At 54.5% G+C, this 23992-nt stretch carries 19 protein-coding genes; 16 read left to right on the top strand and 3 right to left on the bottom strand.

Going from position 1 to position 23992, the window contains the following annotated elements; translation table 11 throughout:
* The first annotated feature begins 86 nt into the window (after positions 1-86).
* Entirely contained in the window at positions 87-1829 is a 1743-nt protein-coding gene (locus NFS35_RS09915; protein WP_251206966.1) for an ammonium transporter, read from the top strand.
* 165 nt (positions 1830-1994) lie between these two features.
* Here the strand turns inward: NFS35_RS09915 and hflC are convergent, their stop codons facing one another.
* A complete protein-coding gene (gene hflC, locus NFS35_RS09920) occupies positions 1995-2864 on the bottom strand; it encodes a protease modulator HflC (RefSeq protein ID WP_251206967.1) in 870 nt (289 codons plus the stop codon).
* Positions 2865-3001: 137 nt separating this feature from the next.
* Positions 3002-4117 carry an FtsH protease activity modulator HflK gene (gene hflK / locus NFS35_RS09925; RefSeq protein WP_251206968.1) on the bottom strand — a complete coding sequence of 372 codons (1116 nt, stop codon included), beginning with the start codon at positions 4115-4117 and terminating at the stop codon, positions 3002-3004.
* Positions 4118-4365: 248 nt separating this feature from the next.
* On the opposite strand from hflK, the gene NFS35_RS09930 reads away from it, so the two are divergent.
* The 10 genes from NFS35_RS09930 to NFS35_RS09975 all read left to right on the top strand — a co-directional run bounded on the left by NFS35_RS09930 (position 4366) and on the right by NFS35_RS09975 (position 19786).
* A complete protein-coding gene (locus NFS35_RS09930; protein ID WP_251206969.1) occupies positions 4366-5058 on the top strand; it encodes a DUF4358 domain-containing protein in 693 nt (230 codons plus the stop codon).
* A gap of 66 nt (positions 5059-5124) precedes the next feature.
* The gene (locus tag NFS35_RS09935) at positions 5125-6537 is read left to right on the top strand and encodes an MBOAT family O-acyltransferase (protein ID WP_251206970.1); all 1413 of its coding nucleotides are present in this window, start codon (positions 5125-5127) and stop codon (positions 6535-6537) included.
* Between the two features lie 36 nt (positions 6538-6573).
* The gene (locus NFS35_RS09940) at positions 6574-7695 is read left to right on the top strand and encodes a DHHW family protein (protein ID WP_251206971.1); all 1122 of its coding nucleotides are present in this window, start codon (positions 6574-6576) and stop codon (positions 7693-7695) included.
* 38 nt (positions 7696-7733) lie between these two features.
* On the top strand, positions 7734-8390 hold the full coding sequence (locus NFS35_RS09945; protein WP_251206972.1) for an HAD family hydrolase: 657 nt from the start codon (positions 7734-7736) through the stop codon (positions 8388-8390).
* A 35-nt stretch (positions 8391-8425) separates the two neighbouring features.
* Positions 8426-9274 (top strand): 16S rRNA (adenine(1518)-N(6)/adenine(1519)-N(6))-dimethyltransferase RsmA, encoded by an 849-nt coding sequence (gene rsmA, locus NFS35_RS09950; RefSeq protein ID WP_251206973.1) that lies wholly within the window; start codon positions 8426-8428, stop codon positions 9272-9274.
* A gap of 126 nt (positions 9275-9400) precedes the next feature.
* Positions 9401-12691, top strand: a complete 3291-nt coding sequence (locus NFS35_RS09955; RefSeq protein WP_251206974.1) for a putative sodium/potassium/calcium exchanger — start codon at positions 9401-9403, stop codon at positions 12689-12691.
* Between the two features lie 14 nt (positions 12692-12705).
* Positions 12706-14685 (top strand): 1,4-alpha-glucan branching protein GlgB, encoded by a 1980-nt coding sequence (gene glgB / locus NFS35_RS09960; RefSeq protein ID WP_251206975.1) that lies wholly within the window; start codon positions 12706-12708, stop codon positions 14683-14685.
* A gap of 104 nt (positions 14686-14789) precedes the next feature.
* Positions 14790-17957, top strand: a complete 3168-nt coding sequence (locus NFS35_RS09965) for a DUF6240 domain-containing protein (RefSeq protein ID WP_251206976.1) — start codon at positions 14790-14792, stop codon at positions 17955-17957.
* Between the two features lie 111 nt (positions 17958-18068).
* Complete coding sequence (locus NFS35_RS09970) at positions 18069-19277, top strand: flagellin N-terminal helical domain-containing protein (protein WP_251206977.1); 1209 nt, start codon at positions 18069-18071, stop codon at positions 19275-19277.
* Between the two features lie 17 nt (positions 19278-19294).
* A complete protein-coding gene (locus NFS35_RS09975; RefSeq protein ID WP_251206978.1) occupies positions 19295-19786 on the top strand; it encodes a flagellar export chaperone FliS in 492 nt (163 codons plus the stop codon).
* Here NFS35_RS09975 and NFS35_RS09980 read toward each other — a convergent pair.
* Complete coding sequence (locus NFS35_RS09980; protein ID WP_251206979.1) at positions 19736-20032, bottom strand: DUF2508 family protein; 297 nt, start codon at positions 20030-20032, stop codon at positions 19736-19738. The genes NFS35_RS09975 and NFS35_RS09980 overlap by 51 nt on opposite strands.
* Positions 20033-20236: 204 nt before the next feature.
* Between NFS35_RS09980 and NFS35_RS09985 the strand changes: the two genes are divergently transcribed.
* The 5 genes from NFS35_RS09985 (at position 20237) to NFS35_RS10005 (ending at position 23987) form a co-directional block, all read left to right on the top strand.
* The gene (locus tag NFS35_RS09985) at positions 20237-20431 is read left to right on the top strand and encodes a pro-sigmaK processing inhibitor BofA family protein (protein WP_251206980.1); all 195 of its coding nucleotides are present in this window, start codon (positions 20237-20239) and stop codon (positions 20429-20431) included.
* Between the two features lie 175 nt (positions 20432-20606).
* Positions 20607-21023 (top strand): A24 family peptidase, encoded by a 417-nt coding sequence (locus NFS35_RS09990; protein ID WP_251206981.1) that lies wholly within the window; start codon positions 20607-20609, stop codon positions 21021-21023.
* Positions 21020-22036 (top strand): P-loop NTPase family protein, encoded by a 1017-nt coding sequence (locus NFS35_RS09995; protein ID WP_251206982.1) that lies wholly within the window; start codon positions 21020-21022, stop codon positions 22034-22036. Before NFS35_RS09990 ends, NFS35_RS09995 begins: the two co-directional genes overlap by 4 nt.
* A complete protein-coding gene (locus NFS35_RS10000; protein ID WP_251206983.1) occupies positions 22037-23251 on the top strand; it encodes a CpaF family protein in 1215 nt (404 codons plus the stop codon).
* Positions 23217-23987, top strand: coding sequence for a type II secretion system F family protein (locus NFS35_RS10005; RefSeq protein WP_251206984.1), 771 nt, complete (start codon positions 23217-23219; stop codon positions 23985-23987). The genes NFS35_RS10000 and NFS35_RS10005 overlap by 35 nt, the downstream gene beginning before the upstream one ends.
* The last annotated feature ends 5 nt before the right edge of the window (positions 23988-23992 follow it).

A 23992-nucleotide genomic window follows, 5' to 3' on the forward strand; every position in this document is an offset into this window, starting at 1 on the left:
CAAGACGGGGGCTCTACTGTTCAGGCCTGTTCAGACAACGGAAAGAAAGTCCGCGGGATTCCGTCGCAAAGAGGAGGAGAGATATTATGACAGAAGAGATTTTTGAATCAATGAACAGCATGCTGTTCGGCGTCTGGTTCCTGATAGGAGCGGCGCTGGTGTTCTGGATGCAGGCGGGCTTCGCCATGGTGGAGACCGGCTTCACCAGGGCCAAGAACGCGGGCAACATCATCATGAAGAACCTGATGGACTTCTGCATCGGCACAGTGGTGTTCATCCTGATAGGCTTCAGCCTGCTGCTGGGGGAGGACGTTGCGGGGTTGATAGGAAAGCCGGGCTTTGATATCTTCACAGCCTACGAAAGCTTCGACTGGTCGAACTTCGTGTTCAACCTGGTGTTTTGCGCCACCACGGCCACCATCGTGTCCGGAGCCATGGCCGAGCGGACCAAGTTCCTTTCCTACTGCATCTATTCCGCGGTGATCTCGGCCCTGATTTACCCCATAGAGGCCCACTGGATCTGGGGAGGCGGGTGGCTGGCACAGATGGGCTTCCATGATTTCGCCGGTTCCTGTGCGATACATATGGTAGGCGGTATCTGCGCTTTGATTGGCGCGAAGATCCTGGGGCCCCGCATCGGGAAATTCGGCACGGACAAGGACGGCAAAGTGACCAAGGTGAACGCATTCCCCGGCCACAGCATTCCTCTGGGCGCCCTGGGCGTGTTCATCCTGTGGCTGGGCTGGTATGGGTTCAACGGTGCGGCGGCCGCCAGCGTTGAACAGCTGGGTTCCATTTTCCTGACTACGACGGTAGCGCCCGCCGTGGCCACTGTGGTATGTATGATTTTCACCTGGATGAAATACGGCAAGCCGGATGTATCTATGTGCCTGAACGCTTCTCTGGCCGGTCTGGTGGCAATCACCGCGCCCTGTGATGTGACGGATGCCCTGGGCGCCGCCGTTATTGGTGCCGTGTCAGGCCTGCTGGTGGTATTCGGCGTATGGCTCCTGGACTACAAGCTTCATATAGACGATCCCGTGGGAGCAGTGGCAGTGCACTGCATGAACGGTATCTGGGGCACCATTGCCACAGGCCTGTTCGCTACCACCAGTGCGCCGGGCAGTGAGCTGAGCGGCCTGCTCTACGGCGGCGGGTTCAAACTGCTTGGCCTGCAGCTGCTGGGCGTGGTCAGTGTGGGCGCATGGGCTGCGGTGACGATTACCATTACGTTCCTGATCATCAAGGCCATCGCGGGACTGCGCGTCACGGAGGAAGAGGAAATCGTGGGCCTGGATGCCCTGGAGCATGGCCTTGCCTCCGCATATTCCGGCTTCTCTATCATGGACGTGGCAGGCTACGGCATGGACGTGAACGAGAATACGGATTTGGGCACAAGCGAGTACGAAAAGGCCTCAGAAACGAAACGGGCAGCAGCTGTACAGGTGGCCGCGGAACCTGCTGTATCCGCAAGCGGCATGTACAAAGTGGCCATCATCGCGAAACTGTCCCGATATGACAAGCTGAAGAAAGCCATGAACGATTTGGGCGTCACCGGCATGACCGTGACCCAGGTCATGGGATGCGGCATCCAGAAAGGCGCGGGAGAAATGTACCGCGGCGTGGAGATGGACGCTACCCTATTGCCTAAGGTAAAAGTAGAGGTAGTAGTCAGCAAGATTCCTGTGGAGACCGTAGTGGAAGCCGCCAAGAAAGCCCTTTACACCGGCCACATAGGCGACGGCAAGATATTCGTCTACAATGTAGACCGCGTCATCAAGGTCCGTACGGGCGAAGAGGACTTCGCTGCCCTCCAGGATGTGGAATGACAGGACATAAATCAGAAGCGAAAAGAGAAGAGGGGCTGCCGGGATTTTTCCGACAGCCTGCCAACGTTTCAGGTTGATATCTGTGAAATGCCGGCGAGACTCCATGGAATAACCCGCGTTGTGCAGGCCCTCCCCGTAAAGAGGAGCGGCCTGCTGTATCTCGGGTCATCTGGTATAGAATATCTGCGCAATGGGAGAATCCGGAGACAGAATCACCGTCTTGTTGTTGCCCCGCAGGGAGGCTTTCAGCGCGTCTAAACTTCTGACGAAAGAGTAGAACTCCTGCTTGGACTCGTCCCGGTAAGCCTCGGACAGTATCCTCATATACTCCGCTTCTCCCTCCGCAATCAGGATTTCCGCCTCTTTCTCTGCCTCAGACAGCAGCACCGTCACTTCCTTGTCTGTGGTGTTGCGGATGATCTGGGCTTCGGAGCTGCCCTCCGCCGTGTAGGTGGCCGCGATATTGTCCCGCTCGGAGATCATCCGCTCATAGACCGCCGCCTTGTTGTCGCCGGGGAGATCCAGCTTCTTTGTCTCAAAGGACAGCAGCTCGATGCCGTACTGCTCCAGGGAGTTGCCGATATTTGCCAGGATCGCTTCTGAGAGCTCGCCGTCCCGGCCGGAAATCACCTCATCCTGAGTCGTGCTGCTGATGACATTCTTCGTAGAGTTATACACAATGGCATCCAGCCGCCCCTCCGCATTCGTGATGGAAGAGTTCAGGGTCTGTGCGAATTTCTGGGGATCTGCGATGTACCAAAGGATGTAGCTGTCGCAGATCATGGTCTTCTTGTCGCTGGTGATCACATCCGATGAGGGCAGGTCGTAGAGCAGGATCTGCTTGGGCAGCGTATCCACGCTCTGGATGAAAGGAATCTTGAAGCTGACGCCCGCTTCGGACACCACATGGTCGATCTTTCCGAACTGGCGTACCAGGCTGTACTCATTTTCCCTTGTGATGACAATGCTGGATGCGCCGGCAACCAACAGCACGAATAATACTATGACTAAAAGGATTCTTTTGGCTATTTTCATATATTACCTCCGATTTTGCCTCTGCCTTTCCGGGGCTGCTGCCCGGCAGCGGCTGATGCAAGCTGATTTGTTATCTGTGGAACCCGGCTCATGGTTCCGGCTTCGCTGTGCCCGTGTCATCAGGCTCCTGTGCCGGATCAGTCCTCCGCAAGTTCATCCGTGCTGTCCTGGGGGGCAGAAGCCGCGCCCTGTGCCGCGCTGTCCTGCATTGTGCTGCCCTGCGCAGAGGCCTGGGTCTGCTGTGTCTCGTCCTCCGCATCAGGCGTCCCTGTGAATGATTCCAGCGGATAGATGGTCTGGGTATTCCCATTGGGGCTTTCGATGATGACTTTTAAATCCGGCAGCACATCCTCCATAGCCTCAAAGAACATACGCTGTCTGGTGACGGCCGGGTTTTTGATATACTCCTGGTACATGGAGTTGAACCGGGCCACCTGGGCCGTTGCCTCATTGATGCGCTCGGTCTTGCGGGCCTCCGCGTCTTTGATGATGCCGTCGGCTTTTGCCTGTGCGGAGGGCAGCTGCTCGTTGCGGTATTTGTTGGCGTTGTTCAGGGCGGTCTCTTTGCCTTGCTTCGCCGTCTCCACTGCCTTGAAAGCTTCCATGACCTCTATGGTGGGCGGCTCGGAATCCTGTATGGTGATGTTCACCAGCTGGATGCCGATGTCCTGATTCTCCAGCCGCTGCAGAATCATCTCCTTGATGGAGGCCTGGATTTCGTTCTTCCCGGTGGTCAGCACATCGTCCACGGGGTAGCTGCCGATTACGGTGCGGATGCAGCTCTGGCTGACATTGCGCAGGATATCCAGCGGTGCCCTGGAGGCATACAGCGCTTTCACCGGATCGCTGTAGCGGTATTCCACGTAGAAGTCCACATCGATGAAGTTGAAGTCCGATGTGATCATCAGGGATTCATCCTCGTCCACCTCATCGTTTTCGGTATTATAGCCGATGGAGAAGCCCTGAATGGTGGTGTTCACCTTTCTCACCTGCTGGATGAAAGGAATCTTGAAGTGGAGCCCCGGTTCGGAAACCGCCTGGGCCTGGCCTAAAGTGATCAGCACCGCCTGCTCCTGTTCCTTGATTTCGTAGGTGGAGTTCAGTGCCAGCACTGCCAGGATGGCTATGGCCGCTACGATGCCGATGATTTTTCCGGTGGGATTTTTGCCCTTTGGGCCTCCGCTCTGCTCGCTTTTTCCTCCGTCCATGGTCTCGAAGCCGTTCTTTCTGTTGCGAAAAGAATCACTGTTCATATGCATTCCTCCTTGTGGATTCTGGTCAAAACTTTTTTCTTGGTTTTGAGTCCATCATACTTTATCTGTGTGGAAAAATCAATCAAAATACGCGCACATTAGGGGGAGCTATCGTGCGGCGCGGTCACTGCGGTCTTTTCTTTTGGAGGAAACTGTGATACAATGCGTGTAGAAAATCCAAATCAGGACAGACTAAGGTCAGCGGATGGCCTGCGGCCATGGAGATTTGGAACCAGGAGGATTTTGAGATGATGAAAAAGAGAATGGTAACTTTATGTGTGACGATGCTTGTATTCCTGCTTGCCGCATGCGGCGGGAAAGGAGAGGAGGGCGGCCAGTCCGATGGGAGCCAGCCCGGTCAGGAGGGCGGAGCGGGTGTCTCCGAAGAGGAATCCGAAAGCAGTGAGGAGAGCGCTCCCGCGGAAGCCCCTGAGGAAAGCGGGGAGGCTCAGCCGGGGGAGAGCGCGGACACGTCAGGCGGCTACGAAGAGGGCTGGAGCGAGGAGATGGAGAAGCTTAAAAATGCGGCGGTAGAGGCGCTGGACGGGGATTACTGGCCGGACACGGCATTGCTGCCGGACATGCTGGAGATGACTTTCGGGATCTCCTCCGATATGTATGAGGATTATATGGCGGAAGTGCCCATGATCAGCGCAAATGTGGATACCCTATTGATTGTCAGGGCAAAAGATGATAAAGTGGAGGCAGTCCGGGACGCGCTGGAGGCTTATAGGGATGCCCAGATCAACAATACCATGCAGTATCCCATGAATGTGGGCAAGGTTCAGGCCTCGCGCATTGAGACGGTGGGCAATTATGTGATGTTCGTGCAGCTTGGCGGAGATACCATGCAGGCTGCGGAAGAAGGCGACGAGGCTGTAGTCGCCATGTGCCAGGAGATAAACGATAAGGCGGTCGAAGCGATCCGCGGCCGGCTGTAGGGAGGCCATCAGGGACGGAATCCGCGTCAGCGGCCGTCCCGGAGCTTTTAATAGGAGAATACAGGAATGGTTTTCAGCAGTGTAGTATTCCTTTTCCGATTTTTACCCCTTTTCTTTCTTTTGTATTATCTGGTTCCGGAGAGGATGAAAAATGTCATCCTCTTTTTGGGGAGTCTGATTTTCTATGCCTGGGGGGAGCCGGTCTATGTGCTGCTGATGCTTTTTTCCACAGTGGTGGACTATGTCCACGGGAGGCTGCTGGAAAGGCTGCGGGGAAAGCGGGCTGCCAGGCTGGTGGTGCTGTCGTCGGTGCTCATCAATCTGGCAGTGCTGTGCTTTTTCAAATACGCGGATTTCCTGATACAGTCCGTGAACGCTGTGTTCGGGACGAAGCTTCCGCTCTTCGGGCTCGGACTGCCCATCGGCATTTCTTTTTATACTTTCCAGACTATGTCCTATACCATCGATGTATACAGAGGGCAGGCGAAGATGCAGAGGAACCTGCTGGATTTCGGCGTGTACGTGACCATGTTCCCCCAGCTGATCGCGGGGCCTATCGTGAAATACCGGGATGTGGAGGAATCGCTGCACCACCGCAAGATTACCATCTTCGATGTCAGCGAGGGCCTGAAGCGTTTCTGCGCAGGCCTTGGGAAAAAGGTGCTGCTTGCCAACAATATCGGGGAGCTCTGGGCCTATGTGAGCGGACTGGATCCCCGGGGCATGAGCATGCTCACGGCCTGGCTCGGCATTCTGGGATTTGGGTTTCAGATTTATTTTGATTTTTCAGGCTATTCGGATATGGCAATCGGCCTGGGGCGGATGCTGGGCTTCCGTTTCCCGGAGAATTTCAACTATCCTTATATCGCGTCTTCCGTGACGGAGTTCTGGCGCAGATGGCATATCTCCCTGGGCAGCTGGTTCCGGGAATATGTGTACTTCCCTCTGGGGGGCAACAGAAAGGGGCTGCCGAGACAGCTTTTTAATATCCTGGTTGTATGGATGCTCACTGGTATCTGGCATGGAGCAGGCTGGAATTTCCTGCTGTGGGGGCTTTGGTTCGCCTTTGCGCTGATGCTGGAGAAAGCGTTTCTGGGAAATCTTCTGGCATGGCTGCCAAGGGGGATCGGCATCGTATATACGCTTCTGGTGGCGGTGACGGGATGGGTGCTCTTTGCCCTGGAGACGCCTGCGGGGATATGGGGCTATACGAAAGCCATGACAGGCGTAAGTGTAAGCCTGGTGGACGGACAGGGCCTCTACCTGGGCAGACAGTATCTGATTCTGTTTCTGGTGGCGGCCGTGGCATCGACGCCGCTGCCCCATAAGTTTACGGAATACCTGAGGAAATCCCGTACAGGGCTCCATATGGCCCTGTACCGGTTCGGGGAAAAGTTCATCCCGGCGGCAATGCTGCTGCTGTCCATTGCCGGTATCGTGGATGCGTCTTACAACCCTTTTCTGTATTTCCGTTTTTAAGGGATTGACTGGATGAGTCAAAAGGAATGATTGCACATGGATGAGAAGAGAAGCGCTCTTTTTACGATTATTGTCATCACATCGGTCATCGCGGTGTTCGGCGTGGCGGATCTGATACAGAGAGACAGGCTGTTCTCGGAGACGGAGAACCGGGTGCTGGCCGGGAGGCCTGAATTTACGCTGGATGCCTTTCTGCGGGAGGGCTATGCGCAGAAATATGAGGCTTATCTGTCGGATCAGTTCGTCAGCCGGGATAAATGGATTACGATCAAGACTTATATGGATCTGCTGCTGCAGGAAAAGGAGGTGGGAGGCGTCTATCTGGGCTCGGACGGCTATCTGATCGAGAGGCATCTTCCGGAGGAGTATTCCCATGTACAGGAGGCCAAAAGAATTGCGCTGCTGGAAAAGCTGGTCTGGGAGTGGGACGCCGGCGTGATGCTGGTGCCTACAGCGGACAATATCCTTTCGGATAAGCTGCCTAAGTACGCTCCTTATTACGACCAGAAGCAGTTCCTGGAGCAGGTGGCGCAGCATGTGGGGCCGGAGCATTATGTGGATGTGTATTCCGTGCTGCGGGAGCATGCCGGGGAGGAGATTTATTACCGTACAGACCATCACTGGACGTCCCTGGGGGCCGGGTATGGCTATGACGCCTGGGCGCAGTATACCGGCCGGCGCGGGGGACGCTACACCGCGGAGGACATGGAACTGGTGGCGGAGGATTTCCTGGGGACGCTGCAGAGAAAAGTGAACCTGAACATGGCGGGGGATGATATCTATTATTTCCCGGAGACCCTGAAGCGGCCGCTGAAGGTGACTTATGACCTGAAGGAGGAGGCTGAGACCTGTTATGAGGCCTCTCATCTGGATACGAAGAACAAGTATGGTTTCTTCCTGGATGATAATCATGCTTTCGTAGAAATAGAGACGGAATACCACAACCACAAGAGCCTGTTCATCATCAAGGATTCCTATGCCAATTGCTTCGTTCCGCTTCTGATACCCCATTATGAGAAGATTTATGTGCTGGATCTGAGGTATTTCAGGGGGAGGCTGTTTGAGTTCATGGAGGAACATGAGCCGAAGCAGGGCATGGATGTGCTGGTGCTGTATAACTGTATCCACTTTTTGGAAGAATTCTCATACGTTGAATAGATGCGAAGACATTTACGCACAGAAAAGAGAGGAATGGTATGAAAGCAGTCATTTTTGACATGGACGGTGTCCTTTTCGACACAGAGGCAGTGTGCATGCAGGCGTGGATGGATGTGGCAAAAAAGTGGGGACTGCCAGACATGGAAGAGGTGTTTCCCCAATGTATCGGGCTGAATGCCAATGACAGCAGGCAGATTGTCTTTCAGGCATATGGGGAGCATTTCGACTATCCGCTCTTTCGGAAGCATGCCGCCGCCTGGTTTCAGGCTTATGTGGAAAAAAACGGCCTGCCGGTGAAGCCCGGGGTGCGGGAAATCCTGGAATGGCTGAAGGAATCGGACTATGCGGTGGGGCTGGCGTCCTCCACGAGGGAGAAAGACGTCCGCAGTCACCTTGCGGACACAGGGCTGCTGGATTACTTCTCTGTGATAACAACGGGCGATATGGTGGAGCATTCTAAGCCCCGGCCGGACATCTATCTGCTGGCCTGTGAAAGGATGGGGGTGGAGCCGGAGCAGGCCTATGCCATCGAGGATTCCCCCAACGGCATCCGTTCCGCCCATGCCGCCGGGATGTGTCCTGTGATGGTGCCGGATATGATAACGCCCGATGAGGAGATGCGGGCCTTAAGCTACATAATTTTGAAAGACCTGACGGAAGTTCTGACATTTCTGGAACAGAGGACGCAAATATAAAAACAGCGGCAATGGGCCGCGGAACTGGAAAAGACATGGCAAATCTCGGAATTCCCCGCAACACCATCGAGGTGCTGCAGAGACATAACTTTATATTTCAAAAAAAATACGGGCAGAACTTTCTCGTTGACCCCAATGTGCTGGAGCGGGTCATAGACGCGGCCGGGGTCACGGAGGAGGACTGCGTGCTGGAAATCGGTCCCGGCATCGGCACCATGACCCAGCTGCTGGCGGAGCGGGCCGGGAAAGTGATAGCGGTGGAAATCGACAGGAATCTGATTCCCATTCTGGAAGAGACCCTTTCTCCTTATTCTAATGTGACGCTTATCAATGAAGATATTCTGAAGCTGGATATCAGGGAACTCGTCCAGGGGCAGCAGGGCCGTCCTGTCAAGGTGGTGGCGAACCTCCCTTATTACATCACTACGCCCATCGTCATGGGCCTGCTGGAGGGCGGCGCGCCCCTTAAGAGCATCACGGTGATGGTGCAGAAGGAAGTGGCGGACCGCATGCAGGCGGGGCCCGGCACCAAGGAGTACGGGGCCCTTTCGCTGGCGGTGCAGTATTACGCGGAGCCGGAGGTGGTGGCCAATGTGCCGCCGAACTGCTTTATCCCCAGACCCAGTGTGGGCAGCGCGGTCATCCGTCTGACGAAGCACAAGACGCCTCCCGTCCGGTGCCATGAGAAGAAAATGTTCGCCATCATCCGCGCTTCTTTCAACCAGCGGCGCAAGACTCTGGCCAACAGTCTGGGGAACGCGGCGGGGCTTGGCGTTTCCAGGGACCGGGTGGTGGAAGCGCTGGAGGAGATGGGGCTTCCCGCCATGGTGCGGGGAGAGGCGCTGACGCTGGAGCAGTTCGCGGAGTTGAGCAATCGGCTGTGAGAGGTTGTAAATTTTCTTTTTTTTTTGACATATGTACATGGACTATGTTACACTAGAAAATAATAGCCGGAGATATGCGAAAGGTGTCTTTTGGCGGATTGCCATGAGGGATAGGGGCGGATTACCTTGGATAAATATGAATATAAAGTAAGATCGGATGAAATAAAATCCCTGATAGGGCAGGGGAATTATGCACAGGCTGCTGAAATCGCGGATACCATCGACTGGCGCAGGGTGAAGAGTGTCATGATGCTCTGTACCGTCAGTGATTTATATAAGATAAACAGGCGTTATGAGGACGCGAAGAATATGCTGCTGCTGGCCTACGAGAGGAGACCCGGCGGCAGGACCATCTGCTATTCGCTCTGCGAACTCTGCATCAAGACAGAAGAGTTCATGCAGGCGCTGAAATACTACAAAGAATTCGTACAGGTGGCCCCGAAGGATACGGGCCGCTATATTCTGCAGTACAAGCTTTACGAGGCCCAGGAGGTGAGCCTGGAAGAGCGCATCGGTGTGCTGGAGGAACTGAAGAAGAGGGATTACAGGGAAAAATGGGCCTATGAGCTGGCCTATCTCTACCACAGGATGGGGCTGGCCACCCGCTGCGTGGAAGAGTGCGACGAGCTGATCCTGTGGTTCGGCGATGGCAAATATGTGGTGAAAGCCATGGAACTGAAGATGCTCCACCAGCCGCTGTCGGCCGTCCAGCAGGAGGTCTATGACAGGCGGTTCGAGGAGCCTGCGCAGGAGCCGGAACAGCAGGATGACTATAGGGAAGAGGCGGATTACGGGCAGCTTCCCGCTGAGGAGCAGGAATACGGCTGGCCGTCAGAAGAGGAACGGCTGGACGGAGACGGGCAGGATTCTGCCTATTTTGACGGGACTGATTTTGGCCAGGAGCAATCGGAAGATGAGATGGACATCCAGGTGAAGACCGTGGATGTGGGGCAGTACAATACCATCAATCTGCAGGCCGAGCTGGCGGCAGGGCTCCAGGAAGTGCTGGGGGCTGACGGCATGCCCCAGGCTGTCGGCGCAGCAGAGGCCGAGGGCTTTGCGCAGGGGGCGCTTCAGGCAGACGCTCTGAGCGGGGCGGCAGTGGAAAACGGCTATCAGGATTTTGGAGAAGAAGAGATAGAAGACTCGGAGGTGTTCTTCGGCGCTACGGGAGAGCTGGAGGATGCTTCATTGAAGTTGGAAGCAGGGTATAACGAAATAGAGAACGGAGAGGAGCCATCGGAGGAAGACCGGTTGGAGACAGGGCCGGAGGATGCGGATTGGCAAGCCTCCGAAGTGAAAGCTGCGGGATGGGCGGAAGAGGAGCCTTTGGAGAAAGCGGTGGCCGGCGAGTCCCTGGAGACGGAAAGGAAGCAGGGCTTGCAGACAGCAGAGAAAGCGGAAAGCAGGGCATCCCGGGGGAATACGGAGGAAGACGGAAATGTCGTACAGTTTGCCGAACGGTATGCGGAAAAGAGGGCAGGGACCGTAGACGATGGGCTGTCTGACATGCAGCCGCCCAGAGAGATGGCGGATGTGCTCTCCCAGGAGGCGAACGGACAGATCAGCATCGTGCTGCCTGAAAATGCGGCTATTGAGAAGCAGATAACAGGACAGATGAAGCTGGAAGACATCCTGACGGAATGGGAGCGGATCAAGAAAGAGAACGAGGCCAAGTGTCAGGAGGAGGTGCGCAAGCATGTCCTGAACCAGACGGGGCCCATGTTCACGGAATTTGAGGCCACTGTCAGAGACGGGCTGCTGGAGCAGCTTGAGAAAGGGGAGGCACAGAAGACCGGCGGCCGGCAGCAGGCGGCCGGGCCGGAGGCTGCCCCGGAGGGACTGACAGGAGCTGAGGAAGCATATGGCGAGCCGGAGGGGCTGACGGAGACGGAAGCGGAAGCAGCCGGGGAGCTGCCGGAGCCGGAGGATGGGGATGCGGAGCCGGAAGAGATGTATGCCGGGCCGGTGGACGTGTACGGCGGAGCAGAGGAGCTGCCGGAGGATATTGAGGCGGCAGAAGGGGCTGCGTATGATACAGACGCGTATGCCGGTCCGGAAGAACTGACAGGACTGGAAGACGAATACGCCGAACCTGAACTGGAAGAAATGGATTCGGAAGAAACAGCATATGATGTGGAATCCGAAGAAATGTACGAAACGGAGCCGCAAGAGGAGCCGGTGTATGACGCGGAAGCAGAATATCCGGCGGAAGATGGATTCGGCGCGGAAGCAGGATACAATGAGGCAGAGTATATAGAAGAGGAGCCGGCGGAAACTGGGTTCGGGGAGGAGCCGGAGTACGCGGAATCCGGGGGAGAACTGGAATACATAGACGAAGCCGCTTATGAGGAAGAGTTCGCCGGGGAAGAAGAGCCTGAATATATAGAGGAATCTCAGCCGGAATATGAAACCGGGTATGAGGACGAAGCCGCATATGCTGAAGAGAACGAAGCGGTCCTGGAAAGCGGAGAAAACATGCGCCGGGATAGCAGGGATGACATACAGGAAGATGATTTCGTCGAAGAGATAGAGGAAATCCAGGAGCAGGTAGAACAGGCGGAGGAAAAGAAACAGCCAATCCCCGGGGGCAGGCCTAAAAAGGGGGGAACGGAAAACCGACCAATAAAAGACGATAAAGCACCCATAGAGAGGGAACAGGCCAGGGTCAGGAGCCTGACCCGCGAGGAAAAAGAACTTTTCGCTCCTTTCATCCAGAACCGCCGCTCCAGAGAACAGCTGGTGAAGGCGCTGGACAGCATCAGCATGGCCGCTTATACCGGCAATCTGATCATCACCGGCGAGGAGGGCATGGATACCCTGACCCTGGCAAAGAATATGATGCGGGAAATCCGCATGACAGACAGCAATTTCGCGGGCAAGGTAGCCAAGGTGTCCGGACAGGGGCTGAATGAAAAGGACGTAGCGGAGACTTTGAGGCAGCTGAACAACGGCGCTTTGATCATCCAGAAAGCATCCGGCATGAGCGGCAATACCGCGGCCATGCTCCACAAGCAGCTGCAGCATGAGAGATTCGGCATCATTGTGGTCCTGGAGGACACGGAAAAGGCGATGAAGAAGCTGTTCCTGGGGACGCCGGATCTGTACGGTGATTTTACCGCGCGAGTCGATCTGGAGGCGCTGAGCAATGACACGCTGGTGGCTTTCGGGAGACAATATGCACGCGAAAAGGAATATTCCATCGATAATCTGGGCGTGCTGGCCCTGCACACCAGGATTGAGGAACTGCAGACCATAGACCATGTGGTGACTGTGATGGAAGTGAAGCAGATTGTGGACGAGGCGATACGCCGGGCATCGAAGAAATCACTGGGCCATTTCTTCGATATACTTCTGGCGAGACGATATGACGATGAAGATATGGTGATATTGACAGAAAAGGATTTCGCTGCGTGAAAGGTGGGATAGTAATGGCAGGAAAGACAACGAAGACAACAAAAGCTGAGAAAACGGCAAAAACAACGGGAAAAACGGTAAAAAAGACACCGACAGAGAAAGTCTTTATCTCGGAGGCCGATCAGTATCTCTTTTCCCAGGCAACCCATTATGATATCTATAAGAAGCTGGGGGCCCATGTGTCTGAGGAGAGAAAGAAAAAGGGCGTCTATTTCGGCGTCTGGGCGCCCAACGCCAGCAAGGTGCATGTCATCGGCAGCTTCAACGGCTGGGACGAGGACGCCCACCCCATGGAGAAACTGGGGCCTGTGGGAATGTGGGGATTGTTCGTCCCGGGGGTAGGGACAGGGGAAATGTACAAGTTCCTGATTACCGCCCGGGATGGCAGAAAGCTGTACAAGGCGGATCCTTTTGCCAACAGCGCGGAATACAGGCCCGGAACGGCATCTGTCATCACGGACCTGAACGGCTTTGAATGGCGGGATGAAAAATGGATGGAGACCCGGGACGGACAGGATATCCAGAAGCAGCCCATGGCAATCTATGAATGCCATATCGGCTCTTTCATGAAGCATCCCGACGGGACGGAAGGGTTTTACAATTACCGGGAGTTCGCGGACAGGATTGCGGAATATCTGAAAGAAATGAAATACACCCATGTGGAGCTGATGGGAATTCTGGAACATCCCTTTGACGGCTCCTGGGGATATCAGGTGACGGGCTACTATGCGCCCACCTCCCGGTACGGGACGCCCAAGGACTTCATGTACCTGGTGGATAAGCTTCACAGGATGGGCGTAGGCGTCATCTTAGACTGGGTGCCTGCCCATTTTGCCACGGATGCCTACGGCCTGGCGGAATTTGACGGGCAGTGCATTTTCGAGCATCCGGATCCCCGCCTGGGATCGCACCCGGACTGGGGTACCAAGATTTTCAATTACGGCAAGCCGGAGGTAAAGAATTTCCTGATTGCCAATGTGCTGTTCTGGCTGCGGGAGTTCCATATAGACGGCATCCGGGTAGACGCCGTAGCGTCCATGCTTTATCTGGATTACGGCAAGAAAGACGGCCAGTGGGTGCCCAATAAATACGGCGGACACGAGAACCTGGAGGCCATTGAGTTCTTCAAACATCTGAATTCCGTGGTGCGCGGAACCTATCCGGGATTCATCACCATAGCGGAAGAGTCCACCGCGTGGCCCAACGTGTCCGGAGACATCGGCGGGGATGCCCTTGGCTTTACCTTTAAATGGAACATGGGATGGATGCATGACTTCTGTGAATACATGAAGCTGGATCCCCTGTACCGGAAGGGCAATCACTATGCCATGACTTTCGCCATGAGCTACAATGAGTATGAGAAGTACATTCTGCCTTTGTCCCACGATGAGGTGGTGCATCTGAAGTGTTCCATGGTGAACAAGATGCCGGGCTACAAAAAAGATAAATACGCCAATCTGCGGGTGGGCTATACTTATATGTTCGGCCACTGCGGCAAGAAGCTTCTGTTCATGGGACAGGATTTCGGACAGGAGAGAGAATGGAGCGAGGAGCGGGAGCTGGATTGGTTCCTGCTGGCGGAGGAAGAGAACTCAGGGCTGCAAAACTATATGAAAGAGCTGCTGAAGCTCTACCGCAAATATCCGGCGCTCTATGAGATAGATGACAGCTGGGCGGGCTTTGAGTGGATGAATGCGGACGATGCCGAGAACAGCGTGTATTCTTTCGTGCGCAAATCTTCCAAAGGGACGCAGAATCTGCTGTTCGTGCTGAACATGACTCCGATAAAGCGGGAGGACTACAGGGTGCCGGTGCCCTCGATTTCCACCAGGAAGAAATATAAGCTGCTGCTCAACAGCGATGAGGAGCGTTTCGGCGGCTGGGGCAATGAGATCGCGAAAGAAATTCCCGTGGAGAAAGTTCCCTGCCACAACAAGGAGTACTCCATCGGCGTGGACCTGCCTCCCTACGGCGCGGCGGTATTCGTATTTTAGTCCGGGCGGCTAAAGGTTTCCCATGATTTTACCGAAATAAAGGGTAGGTGCAGAGAACTGCATCTACCTTTTTTCCATACATTTTATATATAGGAGATACTATTTTGAAGATAACATTCAGCGAACAGGCAATCAAAGAGGCGCAGCGCAGGCAGGCGGAGAAAAACCGCGAGGCCCAGCAGACATCTGCCACTTCCGTGGGACAGACGGCTTTTGCCGACATGTTCGGCAGGCATCAGGACAGCATTGTGGACGCGGGGGAGAAAGGCAAGAGCCTGATTGAACTCCAGCAGGAGGCGGGCAATGTGGACGTGGGCGTCCAGCGGGATTTTATGACAGTCATGTCACATACCATGTCCGAAGAGGATTACGCCAAAATGCAGGAGGAGGGCTTCGACTTAGGCAGCATGGATCCTGAGGAAGTCGTGACCATTGTAGATAAGATCAAGGCGGAGCTGGTCCGGGCCGGCAAGAGCATCGCGGGCTATACGGACGACATGGATGTCAGCAAGCTGACGGCGGCTCTTGGCAGCGAGGTGCTGGCAAGGTCTGTGGTGGACAGCTTCCGGGAGGCGGATGTGCCTCTGACGAAAGAGAACCTTTCGGCCATATCCCGGGCCTGGGCTATGAACTCGGAGCTTGCGCCTTTGGGGGAGGGCTCCTATGACTATCTGATAGACAATGAGATGGAGGCGGAAATCTGGAATCTCTATCTGGCCCAGAGCAGCGGCGCCGGGAAAGGGACGGATGCGCCCAGGTTCTATGCGGAGGATGTGCAGGGATATTACACCCAGAGCGCAGGCCGGGGGCAGAGCAGCGGACTTCAGGGGCAGATTGACCGCATCATAGAGCAGGCGGTGGGCCAGGTGAACGAGAAGAGCCGCATGAATGCCGCGTGGCTTCTGGACAAGGGACTGCCGCTGACAGCGGATAATCTGAAGAGGCTGGAGGCGCTGCAGGACATCGAACTGCCCATGACGGAGGAAAAGTTCGCAAAAGCGGCGGCTGCCGCAGTGGCGGAGGGGAAAGACCCCGTGCACGCCTCTTTCTCGGAAAACAGTGGAAACCTGTACGAAAGAGCGGCTGCTATCTCCGACTTCTACCACAGCAGCGAGCTCTGGGAGGCTACCGTAGGGGATATTACCGCCAGGAGACAGTTGGAGGAGGTTCGTCTGCGGATGTCCGCGGAGGTGAATGTCCGGCTGCTGCGGAGCGGTTTTTCCATTGACACGGAGCCTATGGTGGAGCTGATCGAGGCTCTGAAGCGGGCAGAATATCAGCTGGCCAACCAGTATTTCCCCAGAGACAACATGGCTGTGGAGAAGTATCAGAATTACCAGAAGGCCAGCAATGTGGCAGGCCAGCTGCCGGGACTGCCGGCGGACGTGCTTGGCATGTTCGCGAAAGGAGAGGGTTCGGCCTCTCTGGAGACGATTTATAACGAAGGCAAGGCCATGCAGGCCAGCTACGAGAAGGCTCAGGCCAGCTACGAGAAGCTGATGACAGCGCCCAGGGGCGATTTGGGCGACAGTATCGACAAGGCCTTTGCCAGCGTAGACCATATACTGAAAGATTTAGGCGTGGAGCTTACGGACGAGAACCGCAGGGCTGTGAGAATCCTGGGCTATAATCAGATGGAGGTAAATCTGTCCAATCTGGATGCTGTCAGGGAGGCCGACAGGCAGGTGCAGGGCGTTCTGGAGAAACTGACTCCCGCGGCCACACTGAAGATGATCCGGGACGGCTTCAATCCTCTGGAGAAGAGTTTCGGGGAATTGGAGCAGTACTTCAAGACGCTCCCGGCGGAGTACAAGAAGGAGGCGGACAGCTACAGCAGATTCCTGTACGGGCTGGAGCGGAACAATGAGATTACGCCGGAGGAGCGGGAGAGCTATATCGGCATTTACCGTCTGGTGCGTCAGCTGGAAAAGGCGGAGGGCGCAGCGGTGGGCGCTCTGGTGAACTCCCAGACGGAGATTCACTTCTCCAATCTGCTGTCCGCTTTGCAGAGCAGCAGGAACAGGCCGCTGGATATGCGTGTGTCGGATGAGACGGGAGAGAGACTGAAAGTCCTGCGCAAGGGCGAGAGCATATCAGCCCAGATTTCAAAGGCTTTCAACAAGACCGTTCGGGAAATCCGGGAGGCCAATGCAGCGGCGGCCAGCATAGAAGAGGTGAGGTTTGAGGCGGAGGTCAAGGCGGCGAAAGAGACGGGGGCAAAGGAGGAGCAGCAGACGCCGGATGCGGGAGCTTCGGCAGCCCGGATGGCGGCAAGCCCGCAGCCTGCAGTACCTGAGGCTGCGCCCAAAGCTGCGGAAACGGCGGACAGCGCGGAGGCGGTTTCCGAAGCGCTGGTCAAGGCTGCCAACGATGTGCTGACAGAGGCGTCTTCGAATGCGGACGCCGCCAAAGAATACAATAAGACCCAGTTAGAAGAGCAGCGTCAGGCGGTCAGTTCCGCGGATAAGGACAGCGTGGCCATGCTGCAGAGAGGGGCGCTGCCCTCCAACGCGGACAATCTGATGGCTGCCCAGGCGCTGAACCATGGTGTAGATAACCTCTTTGAAATCACGGACAGGAAGCCCGCGAAGAAGAAAGAGCAGTACTCCATGAACGACCTGATGGCCATGCTGGCCAGCAAGTCCGGCGCTGAAAAGGCCCAGCCGGAACCGGCTCCGGCGGCCGAAGAGACCGGCTCCGCCGGATTGTGGCAGAAGCTGGACAACAAGGAGGAATTCGTGGAAAATTACGGCCAGACGACTGCGGCTGCACTGGAATCCGTGGAGGAAGCTACTTTTGCGGAGGCGGACAGCAGCGTGGACGTGCGGAATATGCAGCTGAACCACAAGCAGCTGACCGTGGCGGCGGCTCTGGCAAAGAGAGAGGAATACTATCTGCCCGTCTATGTGGGCGATACCCTGACCAGGGTTCATCTGACTCTGGACAAGGGAAGCCAGGAGAAGGGCACTGTCACCGTGGGCGTGACCCTTTCCGAGGAAGCGCATCTGCAGGCCCGTCTCTATCTGGAGAACGGCATGGTACACGGCATGATTTTCGGCGAGGGAAAAGTCGAACTAATGAAATTGCGCCAGATTGCCGATACCTTTAAAGAGGAAGCGCAGGCAAGCTGGACAGTGGGGAATCTTACCACCATTACCTCGGAGACCAGGATGCCGGAGCTGATCAAGTCGGGAGAGCATACTCCCACGGACAGCGCCGAGCTGTACCGGGTGGCAAAGGTGTTCCTGCATGCCATAGTGCAGACTCCGTGATGACACATGATGACAGAAAAGACGAATGGATGCGTCTTAAAATAATTGCGCCTGCGCAGCATCGGAGATGCGCATGTAGACCCGCAGGTGACGGAAAGGCATGGTTTAGAGATGAGAATCAATTACAATGTATCCGCAATGATTACGAACAACAATCTGGCAAACAATGACAGCGCAGTGGCGAAGTCCCTGCAGAGGCTTTCCTCAGGTCTGAAGATTAACAGCGCAAAGGACAATCCCGCAGGGCTTGCCATGGCCAAGCGGATGAACGCCCAGCTCATGGGCCTGGAAATGGCGAACCAGAATGCCAGCGACGGCGTTTCCATCATCGAGACAGCGGACGGCGCCATGTCGGAGATCAGCGAGATGCTGCAGCGTTTGAACGAGCTGGCCATGAAAGCGGCCAACGGCGTGGAATCCGACAGCGACAGGGATGTCATACAGGACGAAGTGAAACAGCTGACCGAGGAAATCAACCGGGTGGCTGAGGCTACGGAGTTCAATGGGCAGAGGCTGCTGAACGGGGAGTTCTCTTTTAGGGGATATATTGATTCCAACGCCAATCCTGCCAATATTGATATCAAAGTGGCATCTTATTCTTCGGAGGTGGCTGTGAAGCCTTATGAAATAGATGGCCTGGAAATCAGCAAGGATAGTCTCACAGGGGAATACAAGGTAGATGTGCCTGCCGGAAGCACATCTACAGTGTCAAAGATTCTGGAAGATGGCGGTTTCCCTTATGGATCCACGGCCAGCATAAAGGATGACCTTTTGACGATTAAAGCCAGCAATGGGTTTGAAATGACGCTGGATTTGACAAGATGCAATTTGGAGAATGTGACTCTGCCTTTTGCACTCAATAATCTTACCATTAACGCCGAGGGAATAGGAGCCATGAGGCTGCAGGTCGGCGCTAACCAGGGGCAGGTTCTGGAAATCAATATTCCCCAGATTTCCCTGCGTGAGATGGGGCTGGAGACGTTAAAAGTGAAAGACGAGAACGGCGGGGAAGTCTGGACTCTGGATGTAAGTACAGAAGATGCGGCAACGGAAGCCATCGACCGCGTTGGGGGAGCCATCCAGTTCATCTCAAGTGTCCGCGGTCAGCTGGGCGCTTACCAGAACCGGCTGGAGTCCACTATCAACACCCTCGATATCACCTCAGAGAACATGACGTCGGCATATTCCCGCATCATGGACGTGGACATGGCCGAGGAGATGACGAACTATACTACCGCGCAGGTGATGACACAGGCGGCTACTTCCATGCTGGCACAGGCCAATGAGCGGCCTTCCCAGGTGCTGCAGCTGCTGCAATAAAATAAGGCTGGTCAAGTATGAAAAAAGAAGACAAACAGCAGTTTACGCTTAGAATTACGCAGGCGAATTCCACCCAGCTGGTGGTGATCCTGTACGAGATGCTGCTCTGCTATCTGGAGGATGCGGCAGAGGCGCTGGCGGAAGATAAGGAAACGAAAGGGGAACCGGATAGCTTCCGGGAAGCCGTCAGGAAAGCGAGAGGCTGTCTCAATGAGCTGATTGGCTCCCTGCATATGCAATACGAACCGGCGCCGGCGCTGATGCAGCTGTATCTGTTCTGCATCAGGCGGCTGGCCCTGGGCGAACAGCGCCGGGACGACGGGATTCTGGATGAGGTAAGGAAAGTCATAAGGCCATTGTGCGACTCTTACAGGCAGCTCGCAGAGTTGAACAGCGATGGCCCGGTGATGCGCAATTCCCAGACAGTCTATGCCGGACTGACCTACGGAAGAAATACCTTAACTGAGAACATGGCTGATCAGGGCACGAACCGGGGAATGCTTGTATAGCATATCTTCTTCCGGTGCTGTCTCCAGGGCGGCCAGGTCCGTCAGATGCTTGTATCTTTTTTGAAGAGAGTTGATTTCGTAAATATAGCTGTCGATCATATCCACATCTACAGCGTTGTCAAAACCCGCGTAAGCGTCATTCAGGGCCCGGCGGGTTTTTTCTATGGAATCTTTCAGTGTGACAGGGGTATAATCTTCCTCTGTCATATTGTCTGTTTCTATTTTCTGGTTAAAATACATTTTCATGGCAGTTTTCCTTTCCGCGGGATTTTAGGTTGATGCAGAAGCGGTGGTGTCATGGTAAAAGTATAGGTCTTTTTCATACAGATTATTCCAATTCTGGAAAAAAATATGAAATTCGCATATAAAAACAGAATAGACACATATTTATATTCCAAAGGGTTCATGACGGCTGAGGCACTGTCATGGGCAGGCAATGGAGATGATATCATGGAAAAAATTCTGAATCTGATTATGAGAGGAATCCTGGGGACGATAGCGATGTATTTCATCAATTCTGTCCTGGACAATATGGGGATAACCCTGGGGGTGGGCATTAATGCAGCGACGGTATTGACATCCGGAATCCTGGGATTTCCGGGGCTTCTGGCGCTTTACGGAATCAGGATTTATAAAATTTTGTGACAATTTTACAAAATTCGACTTTTTTCGCCAGGCCTCTTGAAATCGGAGGACAGAGGGGTTATAATTCAACCATCATTTCAAATCAGGTATTTCAAATGAATTCTACGATTCAGATAATCCCGGAGGCATATTTCGCCTCGGCAACCAGGTATTAGACAGGAAAGGGATGATGGGCTTGGCGGCATTAGGTGCTTTTTTAGTGGCAGCCTGTAATTATGACTACAGGGAGAAGAGGATACCGAACTATCTGATTATATGGATGGCAATCGCTGGCGTGGGGTGGCGTCTCTGGAACGAGGGAGCACCGGGCGAATTTTGGTACTTGGGCCAGGCGGTGCTCGTGGTGGCGATTCTGTATCCTTTTTTTAAGATTGGCGGCCTTGGAGCAGGAGATGTGAAGCTCCTTGGCGTGACGGCGGGCTATCTGCCTGCGGAAAAGATTCTGGCATTCTTGTTTTGTTCTTTGCTGGTTGCAGCAATGATTTCACTGGTAAAATTTTGGAAAAAGGGCGGAGAGCGGCGGGGCAGAGGCGTCTGCCTGTCGGGACCTGTGCTTGTCAGCGTTCTGCTGTTTCTGGGAGGTGTCTATTGAGAGAGGGAGCTTGTAAGGTCATGGCGCTGTGCGATACGGAGGATGAGTACGCCCAGCTGATGACAGAATTTTTGAAAAAAAGGAAGAGTCTGCCCTGGGAACTGCATACCTACACCAACGTGGATACTTTACTCGAAACCGAGGAGAAAGGCCTGGACATGCTGGTGGTGGCAGAGTCCGCCTATTGCCAGGAGCTTAGATCTCTTTCGCCGCAATGTCTGGTCGTCCTCAATGAAAGCGGTGTCATGAAATGGGAGGATATTTCCTATGTGGACAAGTATCAGGAGGCGGAGGAGGTGTTCCGGCAGCTGCTGGGAGTCTATATGGACATCGCGGATGTCCAGCTGCCTTTCCTGCGGACTAACAGAAAGACTGTGTTCATCGGGAACTACTCCCCGGTGCGCAGATGCATGCAGACCTCCTTTGCCATTACCATGAGCCTGATGCTGGCGGAGAAGCATCCTACGCTTTATCTGAATTTTGAGCACTACGCGGGAATCTCGGAGCTTCTGCCGGATATACAGGTTCTGGACATGGCGGATCTGCTCTATTTCCTCAATGCCCAGAAGGACAAGTTCAGGCTGAGGCTGCAGTCGATTTTGAAGCACAAGGGCGCTCTGGCCTATGTGCCGCCGATGAAATCAGGCCAGAATCTGATTACGGTCACGGCGCAGGAATGGCTGGGGCTGTTGGAAAAAATAGAGGAACTGGAAGAATACGAGTATGTGGTGCTGGACTTAAGCGAGAGCATGCAGGGACTGTTTGAAATCCTGCGGATGTGCAGACATGTCTACACACTGACAAGAGAGGACAGGATTGCCAGGGGGAAACTGCTCCAGTATGAGCAGGTGCTGGCGCTGTATGAATACGGCGATGTGCTGGGGAAGACAAAGAGGCTGTCCCTCTCCCATATCCAGAAACTGCCGGAGGAGCTGGAGCAGCTGACGAAAGGAAATCTGGCCGATTTGGTGAAAGGGCTTCTGAAGAGTCTGGAGGAGGGAGGAGAGGAGTGAATGGAATACACGGAACTGAAAAAGGAGCTGCGTGGCAGAGTCCAGGAGCGGATGGACTTTGTGAAAGATTTCACAGACGCGGAGGTGGAGGATACCATAGATGAAATCATTCTGGAGCGGGGCATGACGGTATATCCGGTGGAAGTGCGCAGGCGGCTGAAACAGGAGCTTTTCGACTCCCTGCGCAGGCTGGATATCCTGCAGATATTCGTGGAGGACAGCTCGGTCACGGAGATTATGATCAACGGAAAAGACCATATCTTCGTGGAGCAGAACGGAAAGCTGAGGGAGCTGGATATCAGCTTTGAATCCACAGAGAAGCTGCAGGATGTGATACAGCAGATTGTGGCGGGATGCAACCGAGTCGTCAACGAGGCGTCCCCGATTGTGGACGCAAGACTTGCTGACGGCGCCAGGGTCAACATCGTCATGAATCCGATAGCGCTGAACGGCCCGATTGTCACAATCAGACGTTTTCCCGAGAAGCCTATCACGATGGACCAGCTGATTCAGAGCAATTCTATATCATGGGAGGCCGCGGCTTTTCTGGAAAAGCTGGTAAAAGCCAAGTACAACATTTTCATAAGCGGCGGAACAGGAAGCGGCAAGACTACTTTCCTGAATGTTTTGTCACATTTCATCCCCTCGGAGGAACGGGTCATCACAATTGAAGACAGCGCGGAACTGCAGCTCCAGGGACTTCCCAATCTGGTGCGTCTTGAGACCAGGAACAGCAATGTAGAGGGCTGTAATGAAATCACGATCAGGGATTTGATCAAGTCATCCCTTCGCATGAGGCCGGACAGGATTGTGGTGGGCGAGGTGCGCGGGGCAGAGGCTTTTGATATGCTCCAATGCCTGAATACAGGCCATGACGGAAGCATGTCCACCGGCCACGCCAACAGCGCGAAAGATATGCTGGCACGGCTGGAGAACATGGTACTTATGGGAATGGAACTGCCGCTGGCAGCCATCCGGCAGCAGATAGCGTCCGGCCTGGATGTCATTGTCCACTTGGGCAGACTGCGGGACAAGTCAAGAAAAGTGCTGGAGATAACGGAGGTGGCCTGCTGCGAACAGAATGAAATCAGGATGAATCCCCTGTTCCTCTTTGAGGAAACGGGAGAGGACGAGGCAGGCCATGTGGTGGGAAATCTTTGCAGGAAAGGGGGACTGCTCCATGAAGAAAAGCTTAAAGCAGCAGGATTACCATAAATATAGCTGGAAGAAAGGGGAAAGAATCCGGACGATTTTCCTCTGTATAGGTGTGACAGGGATTTTTGCCTACTTTTTCTACCGCAGTTTCTTTGCTCTGATTCCGCTTTCCGCGGTTGGAGTATCAGCTTTTGGGATGATTAAGAGGCAGAAGCTTGAAAAGGCCAGAGAGGAACTGGCAGGCCAGTTCAGAGAGTGTATTCTGGCGGTGGCGGTTTCCTTGCAGTCGGGCTATTCTGTGGAGAATGCCTTTCTGGAGTGCAGGCAGGACATGGCTTTGATGTATGGGGAGGAGGCTCCCATCTGTCAGGAACTGAAGCTCATCAAGAGAGGGCTGGATATTAATATTTCTCTGGAGGGACTTTTAGCGGATATGGCAAGGCGGAGCGGCTGCGGGGAGGTCGCCCAGTTTGCGCAGATTTTTGCTCTTGCGAAGAGAAACGGCGGCAACATGGCGGAAATCATCAGAAATTCGGCTAACCAGATAGGCAGGCAGATTGAGCTGCGCCAGGAGATACAGATGCTTTTAGGGGGCAAAAAGATGGAACTGACGATTATGAAAGTTATGCCTTTTGGGATACTGCTCTATATTGACATGGGAAATCCGGGGTATTTCGATTCTCTGTATCATAATTTCCTGGGCATCGCTGTGATGACTGGCTGCCTGGGGCTGTACCTGGGGGCTTACTTTCTGGGGGAACACGTCATGAAAGGGATTATGGCGGAGATGGCATAGGAGGT

This window comes from Acetatifactor aquisgranensis, from assembly GCF_943193215.1.
In the GTDB taxonomy this organism is placed as follows: domain Bacteria; phylum Bacillota; class Clostridia; order Lachnospirales; family Lachnospiraceae; genus Acetatifactor; species Acetatifactor aquisgranensis.